Source organism: Streptomyces cavernicola (assembly GCF_029968035.1).
GTDB classification, from domain to species: Bacteria; Actinomycetota; Actinomycetes; order Streptomycetales; family Streptomycetaceae; genus Streptomyces; species Streptomyces cavernicola.
The window spans coordinates 136,159-161,894 of sequence record NZ_JASCIQ010000014.1 but is presented as its reverse complement, the minus strand read 5'-3'; the positions used below and the strand labels follow the sequence as shown (position 1 = coordinate 161,894).

Below are 25,736 nucleotides of genomic sequence, written 5' to 3'. Positions count from 1 at the left end.
ATGGACAGTCGTGAACCCCTCGCGGACGATGCCGCACACGCGAGTGCTGAGCCCGAGCTCGACTCGGAGTACGAGCACAGCCCTGTTCCCCCGGAACGCCGCAAGTCCCTGCTGACCGTGTCGGCCGTCTGGTTCGGATTCCCGATGATCCTCACCAACGCCGTGCCCGGCGGGGTCGTCGTCGCCGTCCTGGGCTTCTGGCGTGGGCTGGCCGCCATCCTTGTCGCCAACCTGGTGATGTTCGTCTACGTCGGGCTGCTCAGCCACCGCGCGGGCAGCACCGGCGAGAGCTTCTCCCTCCAGGCCACCAAGACCTTCGGCCGCGTCGGCTACATCGTGGCCTCCGGCTTCCTCGCCACCATTGTGGTGGGCTGGTTCGCCTTCAACACCGGCGCGACCGGCGCCACGCTGCACCAGGCCTTCGGCTGGCACGAACAACTCGTCGCCGTCGTCGCGGGCGCCGCGTTCGTCGCCATCACCTACCTGGGCATCCGCGCCCTGTCCTGGCTCGGCGCGGTCGCCGCCCCGCTGTTCATCATCGTCGGCGTCATAGCCATCGTCCTGGTGGCCCGGGACCACGACCTCGGTTCGATCCTCGACTACCAGGGCGTCGGCTCGGCCGGCGGCGCCATGACCTTCGGCGCGGCCGTCTCGCTCATCATGGCGACGTTCGCCGACTCCGGCACGATGACCGCCGACTTCACCCGCTGGTCGAAGAACGGCAAGCAGGCCGTCATCGCCACCGCCACCGCGTTCCCCCTGGCCAGCCTCGTCGCGCAGATCACCGGCGGCGTCGTCGTCGCCGCCGGAGCCATCGCCTCCGCCGAGACCGTCGGCGGTAACTTCCTGCCCATCCTCACGGGCGACCACGGAGCCTTCCTCGACGCCCTCGCCGCGGTCTTCGTCTTCGTCAACCTCGGCTCCGTGTGCAGCCACTGCCTCTACAACGGGGCGCTCAGCTGGTCGCACCTGACCCGCACGAAGATGCGGATCATGACGCTCATCCTGGGCGTCATCGGCACGGCCGCCGCCCTCGCCGGTGTGTGGAACCACTTCCTCGACTGGCTGGTCATCCTCAGCGTGTTCGTCCCGCCGCTCGGCGGTGTCCTCATCGCCGACCAGGTGATCCTCCGCCGCAACGTCGAAGGCCGGCCCACGGGCGCTGTCCGCCCCACCGCCTTCGTGGCCTGGGGCGCCGGCGCCCTGGTCGGCGGGCTCGTCCACTGGTACGCCCCGCAGTTCTCGGACGCGGTCAGCGGACTCGTCGTCGCCGTGATCGCGTACGTGATCCTGGAGCGCACCGTCTCCAAGCCGACGGCAGCGCTGTAGATGGCCGCCGAGGATCAGCGGAAGACGGGACTCCAAGGAGAGCCGGGCCCGGCGGACGAGCCGGGTCAGCACGGCACGCCCGGCCGAAGAGGCACCTCGGGCAAGGCAGGCAAGGCGGGCAAGGCCGGCAGGACGGACGGGCCGGGAACGGTGGGCGCGCCTGCGGCCACCGGGGCCCTCTCGTCCCTGCGGAACAGCCCGCCGTTCCGCCGCCTGTGGGTCTCCAACCTGTTCTTCTTCTGCGGCACTTGGACGCAGACGCTGATCCTCGGCTGGCTCGTCTTCGAGTCCACGCACTCGGAGATGCTGCTCGCCGTGTTCACGGCCGCGCGCCTGGCGCCGATGCTGCTCGGCCCGTTCGCCGGGGTCCTCTCGGACCGCCTCGACCGGGTCCGGCTGCTCACCTTCGCCTGTTCCTGGGCGCTGGTGGCCGTGGCCACGGTGGCGACCATGGAGTCCTTCTTCCATGTGCCCTACTGGGCGCTGGTCCTCGGCGGCCTCGCCATCGGCCTCGCCCAGTCCCCGTCCCAACCGGCCCGCTTCGCCCTCGTACTGGACCTCGTGGGCCGCGAGAGCCTCAGCAACGCCAACGCGCTCAACGCGATGGCGATGAACATGACGCAGGTACTCGGACCGGCCATCGGCGGCGCCATGATCAGCGCCGTCGGTGCGCCGATCGCCCTGTGGATCTCCACCGCCTGGTACGGCATCTCGCTGATCGCCCTCTGGCCGCTGCGCCACCAGGCCCGGCGCACCCCGCACTCCAGCCCGCGCGAGCGACCCGAGTCGGTGGGCCGCATGCTCACCGAGGGCTTGCGCACCGTCCTCACCAACCGGCTCGCCGCCGGCGTCCTGTTCGTGACGCTGGCCGCCAACATTCTGCTGTGGCCCGTCTACCAGGGCTTCATGCCGGTGTTCGCCGACGAGGTGCTGCACCTCGATGCCGCCGGCCTCGGCTGGCTGCTGACCTGCAGCGGCGCGGGCGGCCTCGCCGGATCCCTGATCATCGCGGGCCTCGGTGACTTCCGCGCCAAGGGCGGCCTGTTCGTCATCGGCACGGCCACCTGGGCTGCCCTGTGGGCACTGTTCTCGCTCTCCCACCACACTGCCCTTTCCTTCGTCCTGATGGCGTGCATCGGTCTGACGAGCGCCACGTTCGGTGTGCTGCAGTCCACGCTGCTGCTGATGGTCACGGAACCCTCCGTGCAGGGCCGCGCCCTCGGCATCCAGGAACTCGCCATCGGCGTCATGCCGTTGGCGTCCCTGGTACTCGGCGCGGCAGCCCAGCAGTTCGGCGTGGGCACCACCACGTTCGTCAGCGCAGTGCTGCTCGTGGTGTTCCTCAGCGTCCTGGCACTCCGCCTGCCGCAGCTCCTGCGCTACAGCGGGCGCGGGGACTCACAGGCCTGAACGACCCGACGGTCCGCACGCGGCGGCTTCGATATCTGCTGCTCGATGTCCTGCTGGTGACGTGTGAACGCACCTGATCCGTACGAGAGTTCCCGCCCTCGAAGAAAACTTTCGGAGATCCGGAACGGGCCGCGAGCCGGACGGAGCGATCGATCGGCGGTCCGGTTCGGCCCGTCGGGGGATTGTCAGTGCGATGCCCTACGTTCGGATGCATGGACGCCTATCTCGCGGGCCTGCACGCTCAAGAGGGCTCGCCCGCCCACACGTTGTACATCTGGATCGAGACCCTCCATGAGCGGATGAACCTGCTCGTGGACGAGTTCACCGGCGGGGACTGGAAGCACGACTATTCGATCGACTCGCTCAGAGAACTCGAAGAGGAACTGGTCGAGCAGGGACTCGACGACGGCACGCACGCGCAGGGTTTGTTCATGGAGTGCCTCGCGGGCTACGTCGGCGAGGTCCTGCTCGACGAGGGCGGCGGACGCTGGGTGTGGGACGCCGACGCGGGCTCCGTGGGCCTGCCCGCGATCCAGCCGGACCCGGTGCTCGGCCTTGAGCCCATCGTGCCGATCCTCCTGGTCGGACAGGCGGCCTACGAGAAGACGGAGAGTATTTTCGCGACGGTCGCCCTGCGCCTGCGCAAGGCGGTGATCGAACGCAAGAAGGCCGAGCCGGGCTGGAAACCCGACCGAGTCCCCACGCCCTGGGTCCAGTTCGACGAACTGGAAGCCTTCCGCCACACCTGGAAGTACTGGCCCCCTGACCGCTTCCGCGACTACCACGACTGGTGGGCGAAAAAGGCCGGCGGCGGCCGCAAGCGCTGGAACTTCACCCCCGACTCCCTGGACGCCCTGGAGGAGCTGCTGCGGGACCGCCTCGGCACGGTCGAGGCCTACGACAGAGTCGCGCACCGCCCCTTCTGGGTCGTAGTCGCCTGGTACCTGGGGGAGTACGTGGTCCGCCGCAAGGAGGCCAGCTGGCAGATGCGCTACGTCAACCCCGAGGCCCCGCCCGGGACTTGGTACGCGGAGGACTCGTACTGGACGGGTTCCATATACGTCACCCAGCCGCTGCGCTACGAGGGATGGTCCGAGCACCCCGCCGAGATGATCCGGGCTGTCCTGCGCGGCGAGAGCGTGCGCGATGTGGTCGACAAGTTCCCCGATCCCGGCGAGGAGCACCGGCCCGGCGGCCGACCGAGGTGGAGGACGTCGGGCGAGCCCTGGCCCGAGATCCTCTGGCCGCTGGTGGCCCCGGAACACCTGCCGCCGCCCCTCACCGACGAGCAGCGCCAGGAACTTGCCGACGAACTGCGGGAGTTGGAGGCAGACCCGGAACTCAAGGAACCGGGCTGGCACCACAACCTGCGGCTGCGCGCTTACCTCGCCGAACGCCGCGAAGCCTTCCCCGCCTGGGCGGAGGAGGCCGGCGGGGGAGTCGAGGCCTGGGACTTCTCACCGGAGAGCCTGGACCGCCTCGGCGTCCTGATCCGAGAACGCTTCTCCACAAGCGAGGACTTCGTGGCCGCACAGCACGAGCCCTTCGTCCGGGGCGCGGGCTGGTACCTCGGCGAGGTCCAGGTCATCCACCGCGACGCCCACTGGAAACTGCGCCCCGAACCGGACGAATGCGACGACCACGACGAGCCCACGGTCACGGAACGGAACTGGGACGAGAGGGACTTCGACTCGGAGGACGACGAGTTCGAAGAGCGGGACGAGGACCTGGACGAGGACGCGGGCGACGACGAGGGCGACGACGATGAGGGATACGTCTGCGAACCGGTGGGCCACCTGTGCGACTTGCTCGCCCGCAACAATCCGGAGGAGCGCCTCAGTGCAGTCCTGGACAACTACAGGACCCGCGCCAGTGGTCGCGATAGCACCGGAAGTGCGTTGTCAGTGGCCGGAGTTAGCCTCCCAGCAGGGGTCGCAGCAGCGGGAAGCACGGGGGACGCAATGAGTGACACAACGCGAGACACAACGCGAGACACAGCGCATGAAACGGCGCACGGCACGGCGCGCGAAACAGAGCCATGCGTGACGGCGGCGAAGTACGGCAGCGAAGCCCGGGGTGCCGAGGAGGTGGTCCCCAAAATGGGCAGCAGGGCCACGCTGACGCTGCAGTTCCCACCGTTTCCCGAGCCGGACGCGGACGCGGACGTGGGCGCTGGCGCGGGTACGGGCGAGGGCGCGGAAGAGGACGGGCAACGCTCGGTGGACGTGTCCCGGACGCCGCACGACCCGGAGCGGGCAAGGCAGTTCGTGGCGGCGCTGGGCACCGTGGAGGCGGTCGTCGAAGAGCTGCCGTCCGTCTCCCTGCAGGACTTCCCGGACCCGGAGACCCGGGCAGACCTGGACCGGGTCGCGGTCGGCTGCTGGGGCAACGTCGTGCACATCATCGAGCCGGCGCTCGGCAGTGACCTGCTGACGGAAGCCCTGACCAGTGAGATAGACCGGCAACGAACGCAGCACCCCGAGGCCCGCATCGTCGGCTCGGTGGAGATGGACTACGGCAACAGCTATCTCCAGGACGCCGTGATCCTTCCCGACGGCGAGGAAGTGATCGCCGGAGGCTGGGACTGCGACGACGACTGGGAGATCGTCGGCGACGCCGCAGCGGTGTTGCGCAAGCTCGGCGTGGATCCGGCGAGAGCGGAAGAGGCGGGCTTCGACCTCGACGAGGAGCCCAGCCAACGGGACTGGTCGGCACTCGGATCCCTGGCCCTCGGCGGAGACGGGTACCAGGCCTCGAGCTTCGGCGAGAAGGTGTCGGTGTTCCACGTCCGCCGTACGGAGTCGGCCGAATTCAACCTGGACGAAGTGTGGTTCTGCGAGTGAGACCTGTGCCGTGACAGGGCCGGTGGTTCAGTGGCCGCGCGGCGCGTACATGATGACGGCCATCCCGGCCAGGCAGATCAGAGCTCCGATGACGTCGAAGCGGTCCGGCCGGTAACCGTCGGCGACCATGCCCCAGGCGATGGACCCGGCGACGAAGATCCCGCCGTACGCGGCAAGGATCCGACCGAAGTTGTCGTCGGACTGGAGCGTGGCCACCACGCCGTACAGGCCGAGGGCGATCACACCCGCGCCGATCCAGACCCAGCCCTTGTGCTCACGGATCCCCTGCCACACCAGCCAGGCACCACCGATCTCGAACAGGGCGGCGACGACGAACAGAGCCACAGAACGGGCGACGAGCACGACGGAACGATCCTTAGCGAGGGGAGCAGAGCGGAACAGGGGGCGCAGCCGCCGAGGGGCTCAGGGAGCGGCCGGGGTCAGAAGATGCCCCATCGAGGCGAGCACAGCCGGTTCGACCCGGTAGTAGACCCACGTGCCCCGGCGTTCGGAGGTCAGCAGTCCGGCCTCCTTCAGCTTCTTCAGGTGGTGGGAGACGGTCGGCTGTGAGACGCCGACGTCCGAGATGTCGCACACGCAGGCCTCGCCGCCCGCGTGTGAGGCCACGAGGGAGAACAGCCGCAGCCGTACCGGATCGCCGAGGGCCTTGAACATGGGTGCCGCTCGCTCGGCCTCCTCCGCCGAGAAGGGGCGCTCGGTGAGGGGAGGGCAGCAGGGAGCGGAAGCCACGCCTTCCAGGGGGACCGCCTCAGCATTCGACATACATCTATTTTGGCATACGTCGAATCAGCGCCCCCGGTGAGCGCCGCCCGCCCGGCCTGTCGCCCTACCCCGCCTACCCCTCAGAGCCGGGCTCGACCGAACCGACCGACTCGCCCGCGCCGACCGACCCGACCGGCCCCGTGCTTCCGCGGGGGATGAGGCTGGTGGGGAGTTCGCGGTGGGCGGTCGGGTCCGCGTTGGGGTCGTCGATGAGGGCGCGGGCCAACTCGCCTGCGACACGGCCGAGTTCGACGGCGGGCTGGGCGACGGTCGTCAGCTCCATCCACTGCGCCATGTCGTGGTCGTCGAAGCCGAGGACGGAGATGCGGTCAGGTACGGGGATGTGGGCGGATCTGAGGACGCCGATGGCCTCGATGGCTATCTGGTCGACCTCCGCGAACACCGCGGTCGGCGGCTCGCGCAGGCCGAGGAGCGTGCCGATCGCCTCTTCGGTGCCGCGGCGGCCGGGCGCTGAGACATCGACGACCAGCTCGTCGGACGGTTCGACGCCCGCCTCCCGGAGGGCCTCGCGGTAGCCGTCGATGCGGCGTCGCGAGCTGAACGTGAAGCCCGCGGCACCGCGCCTTGACCGTAGGAACGCGATGCGGCGGTGGCCCAGGTTGACCAGGTGCCGTACGCCCGCGCGCGCACCCGCGACATCGTCGACGTACACGCTGGGCCGGCCAGAGGAGCGCTGGCTGACGTAGACGACGGGTACGCCGAGGCCGTCCAGGCGGGCGCTCTCCTCGGCGGTCAGGTCGAAGGACACCACGAGGAGCGCGTCGGCGTTGCGCCGGGCGGGCAACTGCTCGAAGAACTCGGCGCGTTCGGCCAGGTCGGAGGCGCTGTAGACGAGCAGGTCGAGGCCGGCCGTGCGCAGGACGGGGCCGAGCCCGGCCAGGACGGAGCCGGTGAACCAGGAGTTGAGGGTCGGGGCGAGGACGGCCACCGAGCCGGTCTTGCCGGTGACGAGGCTGGACGCCTGCCGCGAGATGACGAACGACAGCTCGCGGGCGGCGTCCTCGACGCGGCGCTTCGCCTCGGGGGAGACCGTGGCGAGACCGCGCAGGGTGCGCGAGACGGTGGAGACGGAGACCCCGGCGCGCTCGGCCACGTCGGCCATCGTGGGGTGACGCTGAGCTGGCGGCATGGCGGCATGGCGGCAACGTAACACAGGGTTGCCGGTTCTGAACCCGTACCGTGACAGCGCTGTCACGGTAGCCAGTCACCCTCCTCGGCCGCGCAAGCGACGTGAACACCCGCCTGCACCAAGCACACAGGCGAAGCCCACCTCAAGATTCCCCCGTGCGCGATCCATTGACACCGACCCGTCACCTTCCTACCTTGCAAGCGTTGTCACGCAGCACGCAGCACGCAGCACGCAGCACGCAGCACGCAGCACGCAGCACGCAGCACGCAGCACGCAGCACGCAGCACGCAGCACGCAGCACGCAGCACGCAGCACGCAGCACGCAGTCATGCCGAGCGCCGAGCGCCGAGCGCCGAAACGAGGCCGCAGCCCGCAGATCCCCTGGACCGGAGCCGTCTGGAGTCCCTCCCGTATGACGATGAGCCGCAGAACCCTTCTGGCAGCCGGAGGGGCGGGTGCGGCGGGTGCGGCCGCAGCCGCCCTCGCCGGCTGTGGACCCGCAGGACCCGCAGGAACCGCCGCCCGAACCGGACCCGACCTCGCCGCGGCGGCAGTCGTGCCGAAGCGTCCGACCACCGTCCGATGGTGGGCCGCACGCGTGGCCCGCAAGGACGGCGGAGACCTCCGACCGCTTCTGATCAGGGAGTTCAACAAGAAATACCCGCACATCACGGTCCGCATGATCGGCGCGCCCGCGCAGACCGACACGGCCCGTGCAGCCCTCGCGACGCAGATCGCCAGCGGCAGTCCCTCGCCCGACGTGTTCATGGGGGACTCGGTGTGGCCGGCGCAGTTCGCGTACAACGAGATGGCGCTGCCGCTGCGTTCGCTGGTGGGCGAGGACTACTGGGGGCGCTATCCCGGACCGCACGTGGACGCGCTCAGCTACGAGGACGAGGTCTACGCCTTCCCGCTCTACCAGGACCAGCCCTACCTCTTCTACCGCAAGGACCTGCTGCGCAAGCACGGCCTTCCGGTGCCGCGGCACTGGGAAGAGCTGGCCGACAGCGCAGCCGAGGTGCAGCGCGCGGGCGACGCCGACTACGGCTTCGTCTGGCAGGGCTCGGTCTACGAGGGACTGACCTGCAACGTCACCGAGTTGGTCGCCGACGCGGGCGGCAGCATCCTCACCGAGGACGGTGCGGGCGTCACGTTCGACGGGCCGGCCGGGGAGCGTGCGCTGACGTATCTGCGCGACCTCGTAGCGCGCGGCATCACGCCCGGATCGGTCACGACCTTCATCGAGCAGGACAGCCTCGACGCGTTCACCAGCGGCCGCTCGATCTTTCTGCGCAACTGGAGTTACGCGTGGGGCGTCGCCAACAACCCCGACTCCTCCGCAGTGGCGGGGAAGATCGGCTGCGTCGTACGACCGGGGTTCGAGGGCGAGGAGGGCGGCTGGGGCTGTCTCGGCGGCTGGTGCAACTTCGTCAATCCGCACTCGCGCAACCTGGGCGCGGCCGTCGCGTTCGCCCGGTTCCTCTCCGACGAAGAGGGCCAGATGGTGCTCGCCCGTGAGGCTGCCGTACTGCCGCCGCTGGACGAGGCGTTGGGGAGCCGCTTCGTGCGCGGCTCCGACAATCCGGCGTTCTCCGAGGCGCACCGGGTGCGCCTGGTGGCCAGGCCGGTGCACTCGCCGCACTATCCGGCGGTCAGCAAGGCCGTCTACACCCGGGCCAACCAGGTGATCAGCGGCGGGAGTTCGGTGCGGACGGCGCTCGCCTCGGCCCGCCGTGATCTGCAGGCCGCGCTGAAGGGGGAGGCGCTGTGAGGGCAACGCCGGACTTCGTCACGGACGCGCACCGCAAGGGCGGCGTGCACCCCACGGCCCGGTCGGCCAAGCGTTCAGGAAAGGGCCCACGGCGCGCACCGGAACCCCGCCCCGGCGGCAAGAGCATCCGCGACCGCCAAGCCCGCACCGGCTGGCTCTACACCACCCCGGCCCTGCTGGTGGTCGCCGCCGTGACGATCTTCCCGGTCGTCTACTCCGTGGTGATGAGCTTCACCAAAGTCCGCCTCACCCACGCGGGCACCCAGGTCACCGACTGGACCACCGCCAACTACACGACGATGCTGGGGAGTTCGGCCTGGCGCGAGGCGCTCCTGTTCACCGTCGGCTACACCCTGGTGACCGTCGCCGTGGAGCTCGCCCTCGGCACCGCCGTCGCCGTACTCCTGGAGCGGCTCGAAGCCGGGCGCGGCTGGCTGCTTGCGCTGCTGCTCATCCCCTGGTCGCTGATCACCGTGGTCTCGGCGCAGCTCTGGGACTATCTGTACGACGCCACGTACGGGGCTGTGACCTGGCTGTTCGGGCTCGTGCTCGCCGAGCCTCCGGTGATACTCGGCACGCCCGTCCCCGCCATCACGGGCATGGCCGCCGCGGACATCTGGAAGACGACCCCATTCGTCGCGGTCATCGTGCTCGCCGGGCTCGTCCGCATCCCGCGCGAGCAGTACGAGGCGGCCGAGATGGACGGCGCGAACGCCTGGACGACGTTCCGGCGGATCGTGCTGCCCGCGCTGCGCCCCGTCGTGGCCGTCGCCGTGCTGTTCCGGGTGCTGCAGGCCTTCGGCATCTTCGACCTGCCCTTCGTCCTCACCCAGGGCGGTCCGGGAACGGCCACGCAGTCCCTGGCGATCCTCGGCTACCGCGCGCTGTTCCAGGACCTCAACATCGGCCTCGGCGCGGCCATCGCCACGAGTACCGGGCTCCTCGTCGTCCTCGGCTGCCTGCTGTTCCTGCGGGTCTTCCGCTCGCAGGTCGACTCGGCCGCAGAAGCCGGAGAAGGAGGTGCGGCATGAGCCGCTACCGTCGCCGCACCGGGGTGCGGCGCTATCTGAACGTGGTCAACATCGGTGCGCTCGTCCTTGCCGCGGCCACCTCGCTGCCGCTGATCTGGATGGCCCTCACCTCCTTCAAGAGCCCCGTCGAGGCCGGTGCCGTACCGCCCACGTTCTTCCCCGACGACCCCACCCTCGCCAACTACGGCAACGCACTCGGCTCCGCCGGATTCGGCCGCTATCTGCTCAACAGCACGATCGTCAGCGTCAGTTCGACGGCGATCGTGCTCTGCCTGGCCCTGTTCGCCGGGTACGCGCTCGGCCGGCTGCCACTGCGCGGACGCGGCCCCATCATGGTGGCGCTCCTCGTCATCTCGGTGTTCCCGACGATCGCCGTGGTCACCCCGCTCTACCTGGTGGAACGCCAACTCGGCCTGCTGAACGGCTACTGGGGCCTGATCATCCCGTACGTCGCGTTCCATCTGCCGTTCGCCATCTGGATCCTGCGGAACTCGCTGCTCGACATCCCGTACGAGCTGGAGGAGTCCGCGACCGTCGACGGGGCCTCGCCCGCGCGCACCCTGCTCTCGGTGATCCTGCCGCAGGCCAGGCCCGCCCTGTTCACGGCCGGGGTGTTCACGTTCACCGCGACGTGGACGGAGTTCCTGATGGCGCTCACCTTCAACGCGGAGGACTCGCACCGCACCGTGCCGGTCGGCATCGCGCTCTTCAGCGGCCTGTACGAGATCCCCTTCGGCACGATCTTCGCCGGAGCGATGGCCGCCACCGTGCCGATCGCCCTGCTCGTCCTGATCTTCCGCCGCTCGGTCCTCTCCGGACTGACGGACGGCGCGGTGAAGGGCTGACAGCCCGGCTGTCCCTCGCGAGCACACCGATTCCCGTACGAGACAACCCTCTTGAAGTACGAGACAACCCTCTTGAAGGAGTACGAGTGACCGAGCGCACGCCCCTCGACATGTCCCCGCAGGACCCCGACTGGTGGCGTCAGGCCGTCATCTACCAGGTCTATCCGCGCAGTTACGCCGACGCCGACGGGGACGGCATCGGTGACCTCCCCGGACTCACCCGACGCCTGGACCACCTCGCCGCGCTCGGCGTGGACGCGGTGTGGCTGAGCCCCTTCTATCCGTCCGAGCTGAAGGACGGCGGCTACGACGTCGCCGACTTCCGGGACGTCGACCCGCGCCTCGGCACCCTCGACGACTTCGACGCGATGGTCGCCGAGGCCCACGGTCTCGGCATCAAGGTGATCGTCGACATCGTCCCCAACCACTCCTCCGACCAGCACGTCTGGTTCCAGGAGGCGCTGAAGTCGCCGCCCGGCTCGGCCGCCCGCGACCGGTACGTGTTCCGGGACGGCCGCGGCGAGCACGGTGAACTCCCGCCCACCGACTGGGAGGCCAACTTCGGCGGCAACGCCTGGCGGCGCGTCCCGGACGGGCAGTGGTACCTCCACCTGTTCACGCCCGAGCAGCCCGACTTCAACTGGGACAACGAGGAGGTGCGCGCCGACTTCCGCACCACCCTGCGGTTCTGGTCGGACCGGGGCGTCGACGGCTTCCGCGTCGACGTCGCCCACGGCCTCGCCAAGGACCTCGCGGAACCGCTCCGCGACCTCGGGCCCGCGCAGTACCGCGGCCTGCACGACGATCTGCCCGACGGCACCCACCCGTTCTACGACCGCGACGCCGTCCACGAGATCTTCCGCGACTGGCGCACCGTCCTCGACGCGTACGACCCGCCCCGCATCGCCGTCGCCGAGGCCTGGGTGAAGAACTCCCGCCGGGTCCTGTACGCGAAGCCGGACGAACTCGGCCAGGCCTTCAACTTCGAGTATCTGGAGACCGGTTGGTCCGCGCCCAGGCTGCGCGAGGTCATCGGCGCCTCCCTGGAGACCGCCCGAGCGGCGGGCGCCTCCGCGACCTGGGTGCTCTCCAACCACGACGTCGTACGCCACACCTCCCGCCTCGCCCTGCCCGAGGGCGCCGATCTGCAGGCGTGGCTGCTCTCCGACGGCACGGAACCGGCGGTCGACGCGGCGCTCGGCCTGCGCCGGGCACGGGCCGCGACGCTCCTGATGCTGGCGCTGCCGGGCTCCTCGTACCTCTACCAGGGCGAGGAGTTGGGCCTGCCGGAGGTCGCGGACCTCGCGCGGGCCGACCTGCAGGACCCGGTGTGGGAGCAGACCGGGCACGGGCGCAAGGGCCGGGACGGCTGCCGGGTGCCGCTGCCGTGGACCTCGGACGCGGCCGGCTCGTACGGCTTCGGACCCGGCGGCTCGTGGCTGCCGCAGCCGCCGGTCTTCGCCGAGCTGTCGGTGGAGGCGCAGGACGGGGTGGCGGGTTCGACCCTTGAGCTGTACCGGGAGGCGCTGAAGCTGCGCCGCAAGGTGCAGGGCGACGAGTCCCTGACCTGGTTCTCGTCCCCGGACGACGTGCTGCACTTCGGCCGCTCCTCGGGCTGGCAGTGCGTCACCAACCTGTCGTCCGCGCCGGTGCCGCTGCCGGAGGGCGAACTGCTGCTCAGCTCGGGCGAGAGCCCCGCCGACGGCGAGCTGCCCCCCGACGCCACGGTCTGGCTGCGGGCGCCGGGCGTCTGACGGCACCTGGCCGTACGGTCCCGGAGCGTGCGACCGGCACAACTCCGGGACCGAACCGCCCACTTGGCCGAGGGGCGCGGGCGGAGGGGCGAGGTCTGCCTACTTGAGCGTCCGGATGACCTGCCGCACCTCGGACGCCAGCTCCTTCGGCAGTGGCGCGTAGTGCAGTCGCGGCAGTGCCCGCTGGCCCTCCTCGCTCGCCGTGTACGCGAGGAAGGACTTGAGGCCCGGCAGGGTGGCGGGCTCGCTGCCCCGGTCGCAGACGATCTCGTACGTGACGAGGACGATCGGGTACGCGCCCTCGGCGGACGTCCCGTAGTCGAACTCCAGGGACAGGTCCTTGCCGCGGCCGACGGTCCGCGCCTCGGCGATGCCCTTCGACGCGCTCTGCGGAGTCGGCTCGACGGGCCGCTCTGCGCCGGTGTCGACGCTGACCGTGTCGACGTGCCGCTCGACGGCCACCGACAGGTCGAGATAGCCGATGGCGCCGGTCGTCGACGCCACCGACGAGGCCACGCCGTTCGATCCGGACGCCGAACTGCCGCCGCGTCCCTGCCAGTTCTTCTCCGCCGGGTACGGCCAGGAGTCCCCGGCGGTCTCCGACAGATACGACTGGAAGTTCTCCGTCGTGCCCGAGTCGTCCGAGCGGTGCACCGGGTGGACGGGCGTGGCCGGCAGGTCGACGCCCGGGTTGAGCGCCTTGATGCGGGCGTCGTCCCAGCTGTCGATGCGCCCGTCGAAGAGCTTGGCGAGGGTCGGCGCGTCGAGGACCAGCTCGGGAACGCCGGGCAGGTTGAAGCCGATCGCGACGGGCCCGCCCGCCATCGGCAGATTGACGGCGCGCCCGCCCGTGCAGGTCTTCTCGGAGAGCCGCACCTCGTCGTCCGTCAGGGCGCTGTCCGAGCCGCCGAAGGCCGTCGCCCCCCGCAGGAACTGCGCGACGCCCGCCCCGGAGCCCAGCGGGTTGTAGGCGATCTGCACGCCGGGGCAGGCCCGTTGGTACTCCTTCATCCAGTACGCCATGGCGTTCTGCTGCGCGCTCGACCCCGCGCCCGCGACCTGACCCCGCTCGGCGCAGTCCAGCTCGACGACGGAGGCGGGCGACGCGGCGGGCGGCGGTTTCGCCTTGTCGTCGGACGACCCGACGAGGCCGCAGCCCGCGAGGAGCAGGCCCCCCACCACCACGGCACTCGTGCTCGAAACGGCCCTGGGGCTGCTGCGTACCCTGCGACGGCGCTGCACCTGTGTCCTCTGTCCTCTTGTCCTCATCGGTCCTGTGATCGATCACGGATGATCGCGGACGAGGGGAGCGGGGGAGCGGCATCCAGGGAAACGCAAGGTTACGTACACCTCAATGACGGGTGCCGTGGGCGGGTGCTGCGCCCCGCGAGGTGGCCATCGGGCGCGCGAACCCCCTGGTCAGCGGGTTGTCGCCCGTACGGCCAGATGCAGGCCCTTGCCGACCGCGGCGGTCGTCGAGGTGAACTCCGGGTCGGCCTCCACGAGCCCGAGGAACTCCGCTGCCTCGTCCGCGTGGGACAGGACGTTGTCGACGATCAGGAGCCCGCCCGGCCGCAGCACCCGCCGGGGGTGCGGCCACCAGGCGGCGTACTCGGTGCGCTCGGAGTCGAGGAACAGCGCGTCCAGGCCGCCGTCGGGCAACTCCCGCAGCACCGTGCCCCCGTCGGCCTCGCGCAGTTCCACGTACCCGTCGAGCCGGGCCGCCGCGAGGTTGGCGGCGGCCTCGCGCTGCGCCGCCCCGTCGAGGTCGACGCTGAGCAGGGGTTGGCCGCCGGTGGCGCGCAGGGCGTCGGCGAACCAGATCGCGGAGTAGCCGTTCGACGTGCCGATCTCGACCATGCGTCGCGCGCTCATGGCCCGAAGCAGTACGGCGAGCAGTGCGGCCGACTCCGGTTCGAGGTTGCGCCGCCGCCGCAGCCGGTCGCTCTGCGCCGCGTCGTGCTCGACCCCGGAGCGGTGCAGTGCGCGCACGAGGTCCATGTCCAGGTGGGTGTCCATGAACAGCCAACGTACGCGGGGGAGTTGAGGTACGCCGGAAGCTGCGGGTTGTGGTCCGTGGGTCGTGGGCCAGGAGGTCAGGAGTGCCAGGGTTCCCCGGTGACCTGGTGGTCGGCATGGCTCAGGGCCTCGACGACCAGGCGGCGCAGATGCCCGTCGGTGAGGGCGTAGACCGCGCGCCTGCCCTCCTTGCGGGCGTGCACGAGACCCGCGAGCCGGAGTTTGGCGAGGTGCTGGCTGACGGCGGTGCGCGCGGCGCCGCTCGCGGCGGTCAGCTCGGTGACGTCCCGCTCGCCCTGCGCCAGGAGCCACAGCAGATGCAGCCGGGTCGGGTCGGCGAGAAGCGCGAACACGGACGAGGCGGTCCGCAACTGCTGGGGCCCCGGCGCGCGTTCATGCGCACTGCTCGCAACTGGGGTCTGTTCGCGTCCTGGCATGGCCTCATCGTAGACCGCCCGCATCCTCGGATGCATACGTGCGCAGTTGCGCACATGTCGTTATGGTGGAGGGGTCCCGCTCGTTCGAGATCCGACATTCGACACTCGATATCCGAGTTCGCCGGCGCCGCTCGCTCCCGGCGCGAGAGGAGTCCCCGTGCTGGACGTGCTGCGGCACCGCACCTACCGCCGCCTGTTCACCGCCCAGGTGGTCGCACTGGTCGGCACGGGTCTCGCCACGGTGGCGCTCGGCCTGCTCGCCTACGACATCGCGGGCGAGGAGGCCTCGGCGGTCCTCGGCACCGCCCTCGCGATCAAGATGGTGGCGTACGTGACGGTCGCGCCCCTCGTCGAGGTCGTCGCGCACCGCATATCCCGGCGCACCCTCCTCGTCACCATGGACCTGACCCGCGCCACGGTCGCCCTGGCCCTGCCGTTCGTCACCCAGGTCTGGCAGGTCTACGCCCTGATCCTGCTGCTGCAGGCCGCCTCCGCCGCGTTCACGCCCGCCTTCCAGGCCTCGCTGCCGACCGTCCTTCCGGACGAGCGGGACTACACCCGCGCCCTGTCGATGTCCCGGCTCGCCTACGACCTGGAGAGCCTGTTCAGCCCGGCCCTGGCGGCGGGGCTGCTCTCCCTGGTCTCGTACAACTGGCTGTTCGCGGGCACCACTTCGGGCTTCCTCGCCTCCGCTGCCCTCGTCGTCTCCTGCGTCCTGCCGAAGCCCGCCCCGCAGGAACGCGGGACGCGCGGGGCCGTCGCCAGAGCCACGCTCGGGGTTCGCCTCTTCACGGCCACGCCCCGGCTGCGGGCGCTCCTCGCACTCGATCTCGCGGTGGCCGCCGCCGGTGCGATGGTCATCGTCAACACGGTGGTCCTGGTCCGCCACGACCTCGGCCGCTCCGCCGGCGCGGTCTCGGTCGCGCTCGCCGCGTACGGGGCCGGGTCGATGCTCGTCGCCCTGCTGCTGCCTTGCGTACTCGACCGGGTCGGCGACCGTGCGGTGATGCTGCCCGCCGCGTTCGCCCTGCCCGCCGTGTTCGCCGCGTACGGGATCGCCACGCTCGCGGGCCCGTCCTGGCCCGCGCTGCTCGCCGCCTGGTTCACGTTCGGCGCGGCCTGCTCGGCGCTGCTCACTCCGACGGGACGGCTGCTGCGCCGCTCGGCCGCACCCGGCGACCTGCCGGCGGCGTTCGCGGCGCAGTTCTCGCTGAGTCACGCCTGCTGGCTGGTCACCTACCCGCTGGCCGGCTGGCTCGCGGCGACCGCGGGGCAACCGGCCGCCGCGTGGACGCTCGGCGCGCTCTCCCTCGTGGGCGCGCTCACCGCCACGCTCCTCTGGCCCGCGCGCGACGCCGCCCGCCTCCCGCACCACCACCCGGACCTGCCGCCCCACCACCCCCACCTGGCATCGGCCCACGCGACGCCCACCGGCTTCCGCCGCACCCACACCCACACGTACGTCATCGACGAACTCCACCGCCGCTGGCCGCACCCGTACGGGGCGGCTCGGGGGTGAGGGCTCAGTCGTCGATCGGCGTGAGCGGATCGGGCCGGGCGAGCACCTAGGCCCACGGCAGCCCGTACCGCTCCGCGACGACCCGTCGGGCCCGCACCTCGGCCCGCGCCCGCGGCCGGTACTCGGGCTCCTTGCCGCAGCCGCACCCGCTGAGCCCGTCGTACCGCAGCCCCTCGTCGAGCACCGCCCCCACCACCGACCACGCCCGGACGTCCCGCCTCCGCGGCGCGGCGCAGTCATACCCGGCACACCGCAGTCGGCTTCCGCAGTTCGGGCATGGGTGCCCCCACATCCGGACACGGTACGGACGGGGGCTTCGCGTTTGTTTTGATCCCCTTCCCGCCCCTTCCCGCCCCTTCCCGAAAGCCTGCCGTCGGCACGGGGGCCAGCCCCCGGACCCCCGCTCCTCAAACGCCGGAGGGGCTGGATTTGCCGGGGTGGGGCGGGTTTTTAAGGGGCGCGGGGCTGTGACATCAGCGGCTCCGCCGCGGGGCGCGACCAGCCACGACGGTGGGGCAGCCGAACACCAGCGCCGCAGGCTTTTGGGAAGGGGCGGGGAGGGGATCCGGTAGCGACAGCGTGACCCGGTCGCCGGCTCGCAGCCGACGATGCTCAGCGCAGATCGAGCCGCATGATCACCCGAGGATGTCCGGCCAGGACGGACGTCGTGTCGGCGGCGTGGGTGAAGCCGGCTCGTTCGAAGTTCTTGCGCAGGCCCGGGTACGCCATCGTCAGGTCGACCTTGGCGTTCCCGTTGTCGAGGGGGTACGCCTCGATCGCCGGGGCGCCGTGAGCTCGGGCGAAGTCGACGGCGCCCGCGATCAGGGCGTGCGAGATGCCCTGCTTGCGGTGGCCGGGCCGGACGCGGATGCACCACAGGGACCACACCGGCAGATCGTCGACGTGCGGGATCTTCCGGCTGTGCGCGAAGGCCGTCGCCGAGCGCGGCGCGACCGCCGCCCAGCCGACCGGCACGTCCCCGTCGTACGCGAGCACCCCCGGCGCGGGCTCGGCGCGGCACAGCTCGGCCACGTACGCGCCGCGGGCCGGGCCGCGCAGCTCGTTGTTCAGCTTCGACGGGATGCGGTAGCTGAGGCACCAACACACGTTGGCCTGCGGCGACTTGGGGCCGACCAGGGCACGGACGTCCTCGAAGGCGGCGGCCGGGCGGACTTCGACGGTCATGCCGTCACGATGCCACGGCCCGCGCCCCCACGCCGCTCCGCCCGCTTCGATATCCCGTCGCGTCCCGTGCCGGCCCCGACTACCTTGGCCCGATGCCAGAGATCCGTACCGACCGTCTCCTGCTGCGCAGTTGGCGCGAGTCCGACCTCGCGCCCTGGGCCGCCCTCAACGCCGACCCGGTGGTCCGCGAGCACTTCCCCGAGGTGCTGACGCCCGAGCGCAGCGCGGCTTCCGCGGCCGCCTTCCAGGCCGACCTCGACGAGCGCGGCTGGGGCTGGTGGGCGGTCGAGGCCGTGGACACCGGGGAGTTCATCGGGTTCGCCGGGCTCGACCCGGTCGAGGATGGCCTGCCGTTCACCGGGGTCGAGGCCGGCTGGCGGCTCGCCCGCTCCGCCTGGGGGCACGGGTACGCGACCGAGGCCGGCCGCGCCGTCATGGCGTACGGCTTCGAAACGCTCGCCCTGCCGGAGATCCTCGCCATCACCACCGTCAGCAACGTCCGCTCGCAGGCGGTGATGCGGCGCCTCGGCATGACCCACGACCCGGCCGAGGACTTCGACGACCCGACCGTCCCGGAGGGCCCCTGCCGCCGCAGCGTCGTCCACCGGCTCCATCGCCAGGAGTGGCGCCGCACCGGGTAGTGGCCGGGAGGGGCGGGAGTCGCGAATACCGTCCCTGACCTGCGCAGACCTCGGCCGGGTGAGGGGACGGCGGCAGGGCTGTGTAGCATGGATGTTCGCGAAGGGGAGTAGTCCCGAGAACCGTTGGTCGACACACTGGCCGTCCCAGGACGTCCCGGCCACCGGGCCGCCGCACGCAGTGCGGGGGCGGACGAGACCTTCGACCAGGCAGGACCCTGCCCGCACCACCGTGCGGGCGGATTCGTCGTGCCGGGTCGAAAGGGTTCTCCCCGCCGCCCTACTGGGTGCCGTACGAGCCCGCCGGCCCGGCCCCAGCAGAAAGCACCCGTACCGGAATGACACTCGACCCCCTGGCGATCCTCACCGCCTTCGGGCTGATCTTCCTCGCCGAACTGCCCGACAAGACCATGTTCGCGTCGCTCGCCATGGGCACCCGGATGCGCCCCTTGTACGTGTGGTTCGGCACATCCACCGCGTTCGTCGTGCACGTCGCCATCGCCGTGGGCGCCGGCAGCCTCCTCGGACTGCTGCCGACGATGGTCGTCAAGCTCGTCTCGGCCGCCCTGTTCGCCTTCGGTGCGTTCGTGCTGCTGCGCGGCGGGGACGACGAGGACGAGGACGGCGCGAGCCGCGCCGTCACCGGGTTCTGGCCCGTCTACACCACGGCCTTCATGGCGGTCTTCATCAGCGAGTGGGGCGACCTGACGCAGATCACCACCGCCAACCTCGCCGCCACCAACGGCTGGCTGCCCACCGCCATCGGCTCCGCCATCGCCCTGATGTCGGTCTCCGCCCTGGCGCTCCTGGTCGGCAAGTTCATCGCGCAGCGCGTCCCGCTGAAGACCGTGCAGCGCATCGGCGCGGCCTGCATGGCGGGCCTCGCGATCTGGACCCTCGTGGAGGCGTTCACGGGCTGAGGCCAGGGCCGGGTCGAGGTCACGCGCCCCGCCTGACCGGCGCGCGACGACTCCCGCCCCCCCCGTACGCCCCCCCCGGGACCCCCGGACCACCCTGGTCCGGGGGTTCCGTCGTTGCGCCTTCGCTGCAGGGGCACGTAGAGCGGGAGAAACGTGACCGGTTCCCGCGCGCGGGTATCCGTCGCCGGTCGCCGGTCGCCGGTCGCCGGTCGCCGGTCGCCGGTCGCCGGTCGCCCGTCGTTCGTCAGTGGAAGAGGTCCGCGTGCTCCTCGGCCCAGGAGCGGAAGGTCCGGGCGGGCGTGCCGGTGAGGTCCTGGACGGTCGACGTGACGAGGTCCGAGGCCGGGCGGTCCGTGGCGGCGGCGAGCAGGGCCTCGACGAGGGCGGGCGGGCGTCCGTCGGCCAGCATCCGCTCGCGTGCGAGCTCGACCGGCACCGGCTCGAACCGCGTCGGGCTGCCGATCGCCTCGCCGATCGCGTGCACCAGGTCGGCTCGGCTCAGCACCTGTGGGCCGGTCAGGACGTGCCGGGCGCCCTTGTGGCGGTCGTCGGTCAGTGCGAGCGCCGCCGCCTCGGCGACGTCCCGCTCGTGCACCACCGCGGTCGCGGGCGTGTCCGGCCCGCGCACGGCCCGCGTGGACCGGATCTGTTCGGCCCAGCCGCGCGCGTTGGAGGCGAGCGTGTCGGCCCGCAGGAAGGTCCACTCCAGGCCGGAGGCCTCGATCGACTGCTCCATGTCGGCGTGGAGTTGGTTGATGGGGTCGCTCTGCCGTGCGGCGCGTGAGTCGACGCCCGACGAGGAGACGTACACGACGCGGCGCACGTGCCGGGCCAGGACGTCGAGCACGGCGGGTGCGTGCTCGGCGGTGAGGAACGGCCAGACGAGGAACACGGTGTCGCACCCCTGCACCGAGCCCTCCAGGCCGCCGCCCGGCGCGGACAGGTCACCTGCGGCGAGGGTGACGCCGGGCAGTCGGGCGGCGGTCCCGGGTTCGCGTACGAGTGCCCGTACGGACACGTCGTACGCCGTGAGGCGGGCCACGACTTCGCGGCCCAGGTTGCCGGTCGCGCCGGTCACGAGAATGTCGCTCTTTATGGTCATGACGGGGACAGCCCGGAGGGAGGGGAAGGTATTCCGCACCGGCAGTCGCGGCACGGCGGCGCGGTCAACGCGTCGGCCAGGCAGGCGGGTTGAGGGCAGTGCCGCTCGGCTGCACGCGGTACGGCGACCACGGTCCGGGCGGCTGCCGCGGCGAGCGCCGCGCGCAGGAGCGCGCGCCGGGTGGGAGCGTTCAGGGTCGGTCTCCTCACGGTGGTCTGACGCGCGCGGCGCACACAACGGGCATGCGGGGGTAGGGAGTTGACGTACGAGGGGATGGGGCCCGGCGCCGCTCGGGGAGGGGAAGGGGACGCCGGGCCGGCTGCGGTGCGGGTATGTCGCCTGGTTGCTCAGCTATTTGCTCAGCTATTTGCTCAGCCGGTTGCTCAGCTGGTCGTCGAGTCGGTCACTCGGATGGTGCCCCGGAAGATCGCGTACGGAGCGTCCGGTACGCGGGTGATCCGTTGAATGCGTTGAACCAGGGCGGGGAGCAGCGCCTGGCCCGGCGGGAAGGGCAGGTCAAGCCCTCTGCTCGAACGCCGCCAACTCCTCCGGCGTACCGACGAAGGCCGCTCCACAAGGCGACGGCAGGCGCTCGACGACCAGCGCCACAGCGGCCGACGCGCTTCCCGTCTCGGCGATGCGCGGGCTGCTGCGGCTCGGCCCTTCGACGTAGTAGCGGCCGTCTTGGAGCGTGCCGATGTAGTGCCGGTGAGGTCAACCAGCAGCTCCGGTCTGTCCGTTGACGGTCCCTCAGTGGAAGGATGCGACGTTCTCCCTGGCCCACTGGTGGAACGGGCGGGCCGGGGTGCCGGTGATGTGGGGGACCGTGTCGCGGACTGCGAGGAGTTCGTCGTTGACGTCGCCGCCCGTGACGTCGAGCACCGCGTCCGCCGCCTCCTCGCCGAAGACCGCGGCCATCTGCTCGTACGCCTCCTGCCGGCTGATCTCGACGAAGGGCAGGGGCGTCCGGCGTCCGAGGGCCGTGCCGATCGCCTCCACCTGCCCGCGGGCGCTGATGGGTTGCGGGCCGGTCAGGGCGTACGTCCGGCCGCAGTGGCTCGGCTCGGTGAGGGCGACGCGGGCCACCGACGCGATGTCCGCGGGGTGGATCGTCGGCAGGCCCGTGTCCGCGTACGGCGCACGGATCGGCGTGCCGTCGCGGATCGACGCCGCCCACATCAGCGCGTTGGACGCGAACTGCGTCGGCCGCAGGATCGTCCACGCCATGCCGCTGTCCTTCAGCAGCCGCTCGACCGCGAGGTTTTCCTGCGCGGGTCCGAGGTGCGGATGGGTCTGGGCCGTGATGGACGAGACCAGCACCACATGCTCCACACCGGCCTGCCGCGCGGCCGCGACGACCTCCGCGTCCGGCCCGAGCCGCGACACGAGGAACAGCGAACGCACCCCGTCCAGTGCGCGCTTCAACGACTCCGGCTCCTCGAAGTCGCCCTCGACGGCCTCGACCCCGGCAGGGAACGCCGCGAGGGACGCGCTGCGTGCGGCATCCCGCGTGAGGGCTCTCAAGGGACCCGCGCCGCGGGCGTGCAACTCGCCGAGCAGGGCCCGGCCTGTGTTCCCGGTGGCTCCGGTCACGAGGATCATGCGCGTTCTCCTGTCGTCCGGTGATCGACCTGTCCAGTGATCAACTTGACGACACGCTAGAAACTCAAGCGCACTTCAGGTCAAGGCGTCGCCGTCGTCGACCACCACGCCGAGCAGCTTCTCGAACGCCTCGCGCCCCGCACCGGTCACCCGTACCGCCCGACCGGAGCCCACACGTCGTACCCAGGAACGCTCCAGCGCCGTGGCGCACAACGCGGCGCCCAGCGCACCGGCGAGGTGGGGGCGGCGTTCCGTCCAGTCGAGGCAGCTGCGGACGAGGGGGCGCCGGCTGCCCGCCGGGTGGTCGTAGCGCAGGGTGCCGGTCAGCCAGGCGCGGCCCTCCGGGGTGACGGCGAGGCCGGCGTCGTCGGCGACCAGGTTCCGGCCGATCAGCGCGTCCGCCAGGGCCACGCCGAGGCGCCCGGCCAGGTGGTCGTAGCAGGTGCGCGCCCTGGCCTCGGCGCTGAGGCGCACGGACTGGCGCAGGCTGCGCGGGCTCGGGCGGTCCGGGGCGTACGCGGCGAGGGCCTCGATCAGCGCGGCCGCCTCCGGGCCCGCGAGCCGCACGTACCGGTGCCGGCCCTGGCGCTCCTCGGCGAGCAGGCCGCCTTCGACGAGCCGCGAGAGCTGCTCGCTCGCGGTGGACGGCCGCACCCCGGCGTGCCGGGCGAGCTCGCCCGCGGTCCAGGCGCGGCCGTCGAGCAGGGCCTGGCAGAAGGCGGCCCGGGTGGGGTCGGCGAGGAGCCGGGCGGTATCGGCGAGGGGCGACATACGGCCATGGTGCCGCAGCCACGGTTCGGCCCGCGCCGAACTGTCCCGGGCCTACGGTCGGGGCATGACGTACACGAGGGGTGCAAGGGACGAGACGGGTGCGGTCGAGGGGGCGCGGGCGGCGTTCGCCCGGCTGCACCACCGCGGCGAGCCGCTGCTGCTCCCGAACGCCTGGGACCACGCCTCGGCGGCGGCGCTCGCGGCGGCCGGGTTCGAGGCCGTCGGCACGACCAGCCTGGGCGTCGCGGCGGGGCTAGGCGTGCCGGACGGCGCGGCCGCCAGCGCGGACGCGACGCTTGTGCTCGCCCGCAGGCTCGGCCGCGACGGCTTCCTCTTCAGCGTCGACGCGGAGGGCGGGTTCAGCGACGATCCGCACCAAGTGGCCGCGTACGCACGGCAGTTGGCGGATGCGGGCGCGGCGGGGATCAACCTGGAGGACGGCCGCCCGGACGGCACGCTCGCCCCGGTCGAGCTGCACGCGGCGAAGATCACGGCCGTCAAGGGGGCCGTACCGGACCTGTTCGTGAACGCCCGCACCGACACCCACTGGCTGAGCCGCGACAGCCGGAACGGTCCTCGCGGCAGCCGCAACGGGCCTCACATCCAAGGCGGGGGCGCCACGGCCGAACGCCTCGGCCGCTACGAACAGGCAGGCGCGGACGGCGTGTTCGTGCCCGGCCTCAGCGACCCCGACACGATCGCCGCCCTGACGGCCGCCCTCCGCACCCCGCTGAACATCCTCGCCAGCCCGGCAGGCCCCACCCTCCCCGAACTCGCCGCGCTCGGAGTGCGCCGCGTCAGCCTCGGCTCACTCCTCTACCGCAGCGCTCTGACGGCCGCCCTGCACACGGCCAGGGAGGTACGGGCCGGCCGGCCGGTCGACGCCGGCGTCATCTCCTACGGGGAGGTGCAGCAACTGGGCGTGGCCTGCCCGTAATTGAGGTTCGCCTCCGCCGCGTACCTGCGATCATCCCGGCATGCCACGTACCGATATGCCACGTACCGATATGCCGTCCACGTGGGACGAGCGCGCCATGCTGACCACGTTCCTCGACTACGCGCGGGCCACCGCCGTCGCCAAGTGCGACGGGCTGTCCGCGGCAGGCGTCGGGAACGCTCCGTTGCCCGGATCGCCGCTGATGACTCCCGGCGGGCTGCTCAGCCATCTGCGCTGGGTGGAGCACTACTGGCTGGAGGTGGTGTTCCTCGGCGAGGAGGACCGGGGCCCGTGGACCGACGAGGACCCGGACCGGGAGATGCGCATCGGCGCCGGACTCCCGCTCGCGCAGCTCGTCACGGAGTACGAGGAGCAGGGCGCCCGCTTCCGTGAACTGATCGCCGCCCACGACCTGCGGGACCTCGCCGAGCGGCCGGTGCGGGACGGGACCAGGGTGACCCTCGGCTGGATCCTGATGCACCTCATCGAGGAGACCTCACGGCACAACGGCCACCTGGACGTCCTGCGCGAGCTGACGGACGGCTCCACCGGCTCCTGACCGGATCACCGGATCCCCTCGGTCAGTGTGCCGGGGCCCTCGGACGGCGGACCATGAACACGTCCACCGGGTCCTCCGACTCCGGCGTGAACCCGTGCCGTGAGTAGAGGCGGCGGGCCGGGCTGCCCTGGAGGACGTTCAGGCGGACCGTGACGCCGTCGCGGTCCCACCCGGCGAGGAGGCGTCGCAGTACGGCGGTGCCCAGGCCGGTGCCCTGCAGGTGCGGGGAGAGGTAGAAGTGCTCCAGCCAGTGGGCGTCGTCGGCCGGGCGGAGGGCGACGCAGCCGGCGAACGCGCCCTCGGCCTCGATCACCCAGGTGTGCCCCGGCTCGAACCCGTCCCGCAGCCGTTGCCGTACGCGCCGCTCGTCGTACCGGCCCAGGCGTTCCAGGTCCGGGCGGAGCACCACCGCGCGCAGTTCGGCGACGGGCTCGACGTCGGCGGGCGTCGCGGGGCGCAGGGACCAGGACGCGGGGCGCGACCGCCTCATCCGCACCGCTCCCGCAGCAACTCCGCGCCCTCGCCCCGGAGTTCGTCGCAGTACGCGGCGCGGCCCGTCATCGCCATGATCAGGGCCAGGGTCGGACCGGTCACGAGCGAGCCGGCGCCCGCCGCGAACGGGCCGTCCGTCGCCTCGAGGCGGAGCGCGCCGATGCGGCCCTTGGCGAGGACCACCTGGTCCGTGGACGCGTAGTACGCGGCGAGGCGCGTGAGCGCGTCCACGGGGTGCGCACGCCGGATGCCCAGGGGTCGGCGGATGTCCTCGCCGTGGACGACCGTCTCGCCCAGCATCGCGAGCAGCGGCAGCGGGGGCTTCGTCCTGCTCCCGACGGACTCGCGGAAGCGCGCCAGGGTCTCGGCCCCGTCCGCGCCCAGCTGTTCCGCGAGGCGCATGGCCACGTGCCGGTCGAAGTCGAAGCGGCAGCGGACCACGCCCGCGAACCAGCGCACCGCGTTCAGCCGGGCCGCGGCGGTGAGATGTGCGAGCACCTCGCGCACCGTGAGCCCGGCGCAGAGCGAGGCCGTGGCCCACTGCTCTTCGCGCAGCCCCGCGAGGTCGTCGGCGAGTGCGGCGCGCTCGGCGTGGACGATGTGCCAGAGGTCGGTCATCTGTCGTGGGTGTCCCGTCGT

26 protein-coding genes are annotated in these 25,736 nt (G+C 71.7%); 12 read left to right on the top strand and 14 right to left on the bottom strand.

The window, feature by feature from the left end:
* From QIS96_RS15685 to QIS96_RS15675, 3 genes are all read left to right on the top strand, one after another.
* Positions 1 to 1,329 (top strand): purine-cytosine permease family protein, encoded by a 1,329-nt coding sequence (locus QIS96_RS15685; protein ID WP_282543194.1) that lies wholly within the window; start codon positions 1 to 3, stop codon positions 1,327 to 1,329.
* A complete protein-coding gene (locus QIS96_RS15680) occupies positions 1,330 to 2,739 on the top strand; it encodes an MFS transporter (RefSeq protein WP_282543193.1) in 1,410 nt (469 codons plus the stop codon).
* Positions 2,740 to 2,951: 212 nt separating this feature from the next.
* On the top strand, positions 2,952 to 5,582 hold the full coding sequence (locus QIS96_RS15675; RefSeq protein WP_282543192.1) for a DUF6333 family protein: 2,631 nt from the start codon (positions 2,952 to 2,954) through the stop codon (positions 5,580 to 5,582).
* Positions 5,583 to 5,609: 27 nt separating this feature from the next.
* Here QIS96_RS15675 and QIS96_RS15670 read toward each other — a convergent pair whose 3' ends face one another.
* From QIS96_RS15670 to QIS96_RS15660, 3 genes are all read right to left on the bottom strand, one after another.
* Positions 5,610 to 5,945, bottom strand: a complete 336-nt coding sequence (locus QIS96_RS15670; protein WP_282543191.1) for a YnfA family protein — start codon at positions 5,943 to 5,945, stop codon at positions 5,610 to 5,612.
* Between the two features lie 60 nt (positions 5,946 to 6,005).
* Complete coding sequence (locus QIS96_RS15665) at positions 6,006 to 6,365, bottom strand: ArsR/SmtB family transcription factor (RefSeq protein WP_282543190.1); 360 nt, start codon at positions 6,363 to 6,365, stop codon at positions 6,006 to 6,008.
* A gap of 73 nt (positions 6,366 to 6,438) precedes the next feature.
* A complete protein-coding gene (locus QIS96_RS15660) occupies positions 6,439 to 7,515 on the bottom strand; it encodes a LacI family DNA-binding transcriptional regulator (protein ID WP_349017384.1) in 1,077 nt (358 codons plus the stop codon).
* Positions 7,516 to 7,933: 418 nt separating this feature from the next.
* On the opposite strand from QIS96_RS15660, the gene QIS96_RS15655 reads away from it, so the two are divergent.
* From QIS96_RS15655 to QIS96_RS15640, 4 genes are all read left to right on the top strand, one after another.
* Entirely contained in the window at positions 7,934 to 9,286 is a 1,353-nt protein-coding gene (locus QIS96_RS15655) for an extracellular solute-binding protein (RefSeq protein ID WP_282543189.1), read from the top strand.
* Complete coding sequence (locus tag QIS96_RS15650) at positions 9,283 to 10,317, top strand: carbohydrate ABC transporter permease (protein ID WP_282543188.1); 1,035 nt, start codon at positions 9,283 to 9,285, stop codon at positions 10,315 to 10,317. Before QIS96_RS15655 ends, QIS96_RS15650 begins: the two co-directional genes overlap by 4 nt.
* Entirely contained in the window at positions 10,314 to 11,162 is an 849-nt protein-coding gene (locus QIS96_RS15645; RefSeq protein WP_282543187.1) for a carbohydrate ABC transporter permease, read from the top strand. The genes QIS96_RS15650 and QIS96_RS15645 overlap by 4 nt, the downstream gene beginning before the upstream one ends.
* A 110-nt stretch (positions 11,163 to 11,272) precedes the next feature.
* Positions 11,273 to 12,916 carry a glycoside hydrolase family 13 protein gene (locus QIS96_RS15640; RefSeq protein WP_408907191.1) on the top strand — a complete coding sequence of 548 codons (1,644 nt, stop codon included), beginning with the start codon at positions 11,273 to 11,275 and terminating at the stop codon, positions 12,914 to 12,916.
* A 99-nt stretch (positions 12,917 to 13,015) separates the two neighbouring features.
* Here QIS96_RS15640 and pstS read toward each other — a convergent pair whose 3' ends face one another.
* The 3 genes from pstS to QIS96_RS15625 all read right to left on the bottom strand — a co-directional run bounded on the left by pstS (position 13,016) and on the right by QIS96_RS15625 (position 15,372).
* Entirely contained in the window at positions 13,016 to 14,101 is a 1,086-nt protein-coding gene (gene pstS / locus QIS96_RS15635; protein ID WP_282543185.1) for a phosphate ABC transporter substrate-binding protein PstS, read from the bottom strand.
* A gap of 234 nt (positions 14,102 to 14,335) precedes the next feature.
* Positions 14,336 to 14,935 carry an O-methyltransferase gene (locus QIS96_RS15630; RefSeq protein WP_282543184.1) on the bottom strand — a complete coding sequence of 200 codons (600 nt, stop codon included), beginning with the start codon at positions 14,933 to 14,935 and terminating at the stop codon, positions 14,336 to 14,338.
* A 77-nt stretch (positions 14,936 to 15,012) separates the two neighbouring features.
* Positions 15,013 to 15,372: an ArsR/SmtB family transcription factor gene (locus tag QIS96_RS15625; RefSeq protein ID WP_282543183.1), complete on the bottom strand. Its 360-nt coding sequence runs from the start codon at positions 15,370 to 15,372 to the stop codon at positions 15,013 to 15,015.
* 157 nt (positions 15,373 to 15,529) lie between these two features.
* On the opposite strand from QIS96_RS15625, the gene QIS96_RS15620 reads away from it, so the two are divergent.
* On the top strand, positions 15,530 to 16,891 hold the full coding sequence (locus QIS96_RS15620) for an MFS transporter (protein ID WP_282543182.1): 1,362 nt from the start codon (positions 15,530 to 15,532) through the stop codon (positions 16,889 to 16,891).
* Positions 16,892 to 16,937: 46 nt separating this feature from the next.
* Here QIS96_RS15620 and QIS96_RS15615 read toward each other — a convergent pair whose 3' ends face one another.
* Positions 16,938 to 17,075 carry a hypothetical protein gene (locus tag QIS96_RS15615; RefSeq protein ID WP_282543181.1) on the bottom strand — a complete coding sequence of 46 codons (138 nt, stop codon included), beginning with the start codon at positions 17,073 to 17,075 and terminating at the stop codon, positions 16,938 to 16,940.
* Between the two features lie 428 nt (positions 17,076 to 17,503).
* Positions 17,504 to 18,076: a GNAT family N-acetyltransferase gene (locus tag QIS96_RS15610; protein WP_282543180.1), complete on the bottom strand. Its 573-nt coding sequence runs from the start codon at positions 18,074 to 18,076 to the stop codon at positions 17,504 to 17,506.
* A 92-nt stretch (positions 18,077 to 18,168) separates the two neighbouring features.
* Between QIS96_RS15610 and QIS96_RS15605 the strand changes: the two genes are divergently transcribed.
* Together QIS96_RS15605 and QIS96_RS15600 are read left to right on the top strand one after the other, a co-directional pair.
* Positions 18,169 to 18,717 carry a GNAT family N-acetyltransferase gene (locus tag QIS96_RS15605; RefSeq protein WP_282543179.1) on the top strand — a complete coding sequence of 183 codons (549 nt, stop codon included), beginning with the start codon at positions 18,169 to 18,171 and terminating at the stop codon, positions 18,715 to 18,717.
* Between the two features lie 335 nt (positions 18,718 to 19,052).
* Positions 19,053 to 19,634, top strand: a complete 582-nt coding sequence (locus tag QIS96_RS15600) for a TMEM165/GDT1 family protein (protein WP_282543178.1) — start codon at positions 19,053 to 19,055, stop codon at positions 19,632 to 19,634.
* 244 nt (positions 19,635 to 19,878) lie between these two features.
* Here the strand turns inward: QIS96_RS15600 and QIS96_RS15595 are convergent, their stop codons facing one another.
* From QIS96_RS15595 to QIS96_RS15580, 4 genes are all read right to left on the bottom strand, one after another.
* Positions 19,879 to 20,736 (bottom strand): NAD(P)H-binding protein, encoded by an 858-nt coding sequence (locus QIS96_RS15595; protein WP_282543177.1) that lies wholly within the window; start codon positions 20,734 to 20,736, stop codon positions 19,879 to 19,881.
* Positions 20,737 to 21,252: 516 nt separating this feature from the next.
* A complete protein-coding gene (locus QIS96_RS15590; RefSeq protein ID WP_282543210.1) occupies positions 21,253 to 21,435 on the bottom strand; it encodes a DUF6193 family natural product biosynthesis protein in 183 nt (60 codons plus the stop codon).
* 51 nt (positions 21,436 to 21,486) lie between these two features.
* Positions 21,487 to 22,338, bottom strand: coding sequence for an NAD(P)H-binding protein (locus QIS96_RS15585; protein WP_282543176.1), 852 nt, complete (start codon positions 22,336 to 22,338; stop codon positions 21,487 to 21,489).
* 75 nt (positions 22,339 to 22,413) lie between these two features.
* Positions 22,414 to 23,109 (bottom strand): ArsR/SmtB family transcription factor, encoded by a 696-nt coding sequence (locus QIS96_RS15580; RefSeq protein ID WP_282543175.1) that lies wholly within the window; start codon positions 23,107 to 23,109, stop codon positions 22,414 to 22,416.
* A 64-nt stretch (positions 23,110 to 23,173) separates the two neighbouring features.
* On the opposite strand from QIS96_RS15580, the gene QIS96_RS15575 reads away from it, so the two are divergent.
* A complete protein-coding gene (locus QIS96_RS15575; RefSeq protein ID WP_282543174.1) occupies positions 23,174 to 24,046 on the top strand; it encodes an isocitrate lyase/PEP mutase family protein in 873 nt (290 codons plus the stop codon).
* A gap of 55 nt (positions 24,047 to 24,101) precedes the next feature.
* Entirely contained in the window at positions 24,102 to 24,605 is a 504-nt protein-coding gene (locus tag QIS96_RS15570; RefSeq protein ID WP_282543209.1) for a DinB family protein, read from the top strand.
* Between the two features lie 22 nt (positions 24,606 to 24,627).
* On the opposite strand, the gene QIS96_RS15565 is transcribed toward QIS96_RS15570, so the two are convergent.
* A complete protein-coding gene (locus QIS96_RS15565; RefSeq protein WP_282543173.1) occupies positions 24,628 to 25,095 on the bottom strand; it encodes a GNAT family N-acetyltransferase in 468 nt (155 codons plus the stop codon).
* On the bottom strand, positions 25,092 to 25,715 hold the full coding sequence (locus QIS96_RS15560) for a maleylpyruvate isomerase family mycothiol-dependent enzyme (RefSeq protein WP_282543172.1): 624 nt from the start codon (positions 25,713 to 25,715) through the stop codon (positions 25,092 to 25,094). Before QIS96_RS15560 ends, QIS96_RS15565 begins: the two co-directional genes overlap by 4 nt.
* Between the last annotated feature and the right edge of the window lie 21 nt (positions 25,716 to 25,736).

What these genes read in the sequence shown, in the direction of transcription:
- QIS96_RS15685 (WP_282543194.1), top strand. Translation starts at nt 1, where the DNA reads ATGGACAGTCGTGAACCCCTCGCGGACGATGCCGCACACGCGAGTGCT.
- QIS96_RS15680 (WP_282543193.1), top strand. Translation starts at nt 1,330, where the DNA reads ATGGCCGCCGAGGATCAGCGGAAGACGGGACTCCAAGGAGAGCCGGGC.
- QIS96_RS15675 (WP_282543192.1), top strand. Translation starts at nt 2,952, where the DNA reads ATGGACGCCTATCTCGCGGGCCTGCACGCTCAAGAGGGCTCGCCCGCC.
- QIS96_RS15665 (WP_282543190.1), bottom strand. Translation starts at nt 6,365, where the DNA reads ATGTCGAATGCTGAGGCGGTCCCCCTGGAAGGCGTGGCTTCCGCTCCC.
- QIS96_RS15660 (WP_349017384.1), bottom strand. Translation starts at nt 7,515, where the DNA reads ATGCCGCCAGCTCAGCGTCACCCCACGATGGCCGACGTGGCCGAGCGC.
- QIS96_RS15655 (WP_282543189.1), top strand. Translation starts at nt 7,934, where the DNA reads ATGAGCCGCAGAACCCTTCTGGCAGCCGGAGGGGCGGGTGCGGCGGGT.
- QIS96_RS15645 (WP_282543187.1), top strand. Translation starts at nt 10,314, where the DNA reads ATGAGCCGCTACCGTCGCCGCACCGGGGTGCGGCGCTATCTGAACGTG.
- QIS96_RS15640 (WP_408907191.1), top strand. Translation starts at nt 11,273, where the DNA reads ATGTCCCCGCAGGACCCCGACTGGTGGCGTCAGGCCGTCATCTACCAG.
- QIS96_RS15630 (WP_282543184.1), bottom strand. Translation starts at nt 14,935, where the DNA reads ATGGACACCCACCTGGACATGGACCTCGTGCGCGCACTGCACCGCTCC.
- QIS96_RS15625 (WP_282543183.1), bottom strand. Translation starts at nt 15,372, where the DNA reads ATGCCAGGACGCGAACAGACCCCAGTTGCGAGCAGTGCGCATGAACGC.
- QIS96_RS15610 (WP_282543180.1), bottom strand. Translation starts at nt 18,076, where the DNA reads ATGACCGTCGAAGTCCGCCCGGCCGCCGCCTTCGAGGACGTCCGTGCC.
- QIS96_RS15605 (WP_282543179.1), top strand. Translation starts at nt 18,169, where the DNA reads ATGCCAGAGATCCGTACCGACCGTCTCCTGCTGCGCAGTTGGCGCGAG.
- QIS96_RS15600 (WP_282543178.1), top strand. Translation starts at nt 19,053, where the DNA reads ATGACACTCGACCCCCTGGCGATCCTCACCGCCTTCGGGCTGATCTTC.
- QIS96_RS15595 (WP_282543177.1), bottom strand. Translation starts at nt 20,736, where the DNA reads ATGACCATAAAGAGCGACATTCTCGTGACCGGCGCGACCGGCAACCTG.
- QIS96_RS15585 (WP_282543176.1), bottom strand. Translation starts at nt 22,338, where the DNA reads ATGATCCTCGTGACCGGAGCCACCGGGAACACAGGCCGGGCCCTGCTC.
- QIS96_RS15580 (WP_282543175.1), bottom strand. Translation starts at nt 23,109, where the DNA reads ATGTCGCCCCTCGCCGATACCGCCCGGCTCCTCGCCGACCCCACCCGG.
- QIS96_RS15575 (WP_282543174.1), top strand. Translation starts at nt 23,174, where the DNA reads ATGACGTACACGAGGGGTGCAAGGGACGAGACGGGTGCGGTCGAGGGG.
- QIS96_RS15570 (WP_282543209.1), top strand. Translation starts at nt 24,102, where the DNA reads ATGCCACGTACCGATATGCCGTCCACGTGGGACGAGCGCGCCATGCTG.
- QIS96_RS15565 (WP_282543173.1), bottom strand. Translation starts at nt 25,095, where the DNA reads ATGAGGCGGTCGCGCCCCGCGTCCTGGTCCCTGCGCCCCGCGACGCCC.
- QIS96_RS15560 (WP_282543172.1), bottom strand. Translation starts at nt 25,715, where the DNA reads ATGACCGACCTCTGGCACATCGTCCACGCCGAGCGCGCCGCACTCGCC.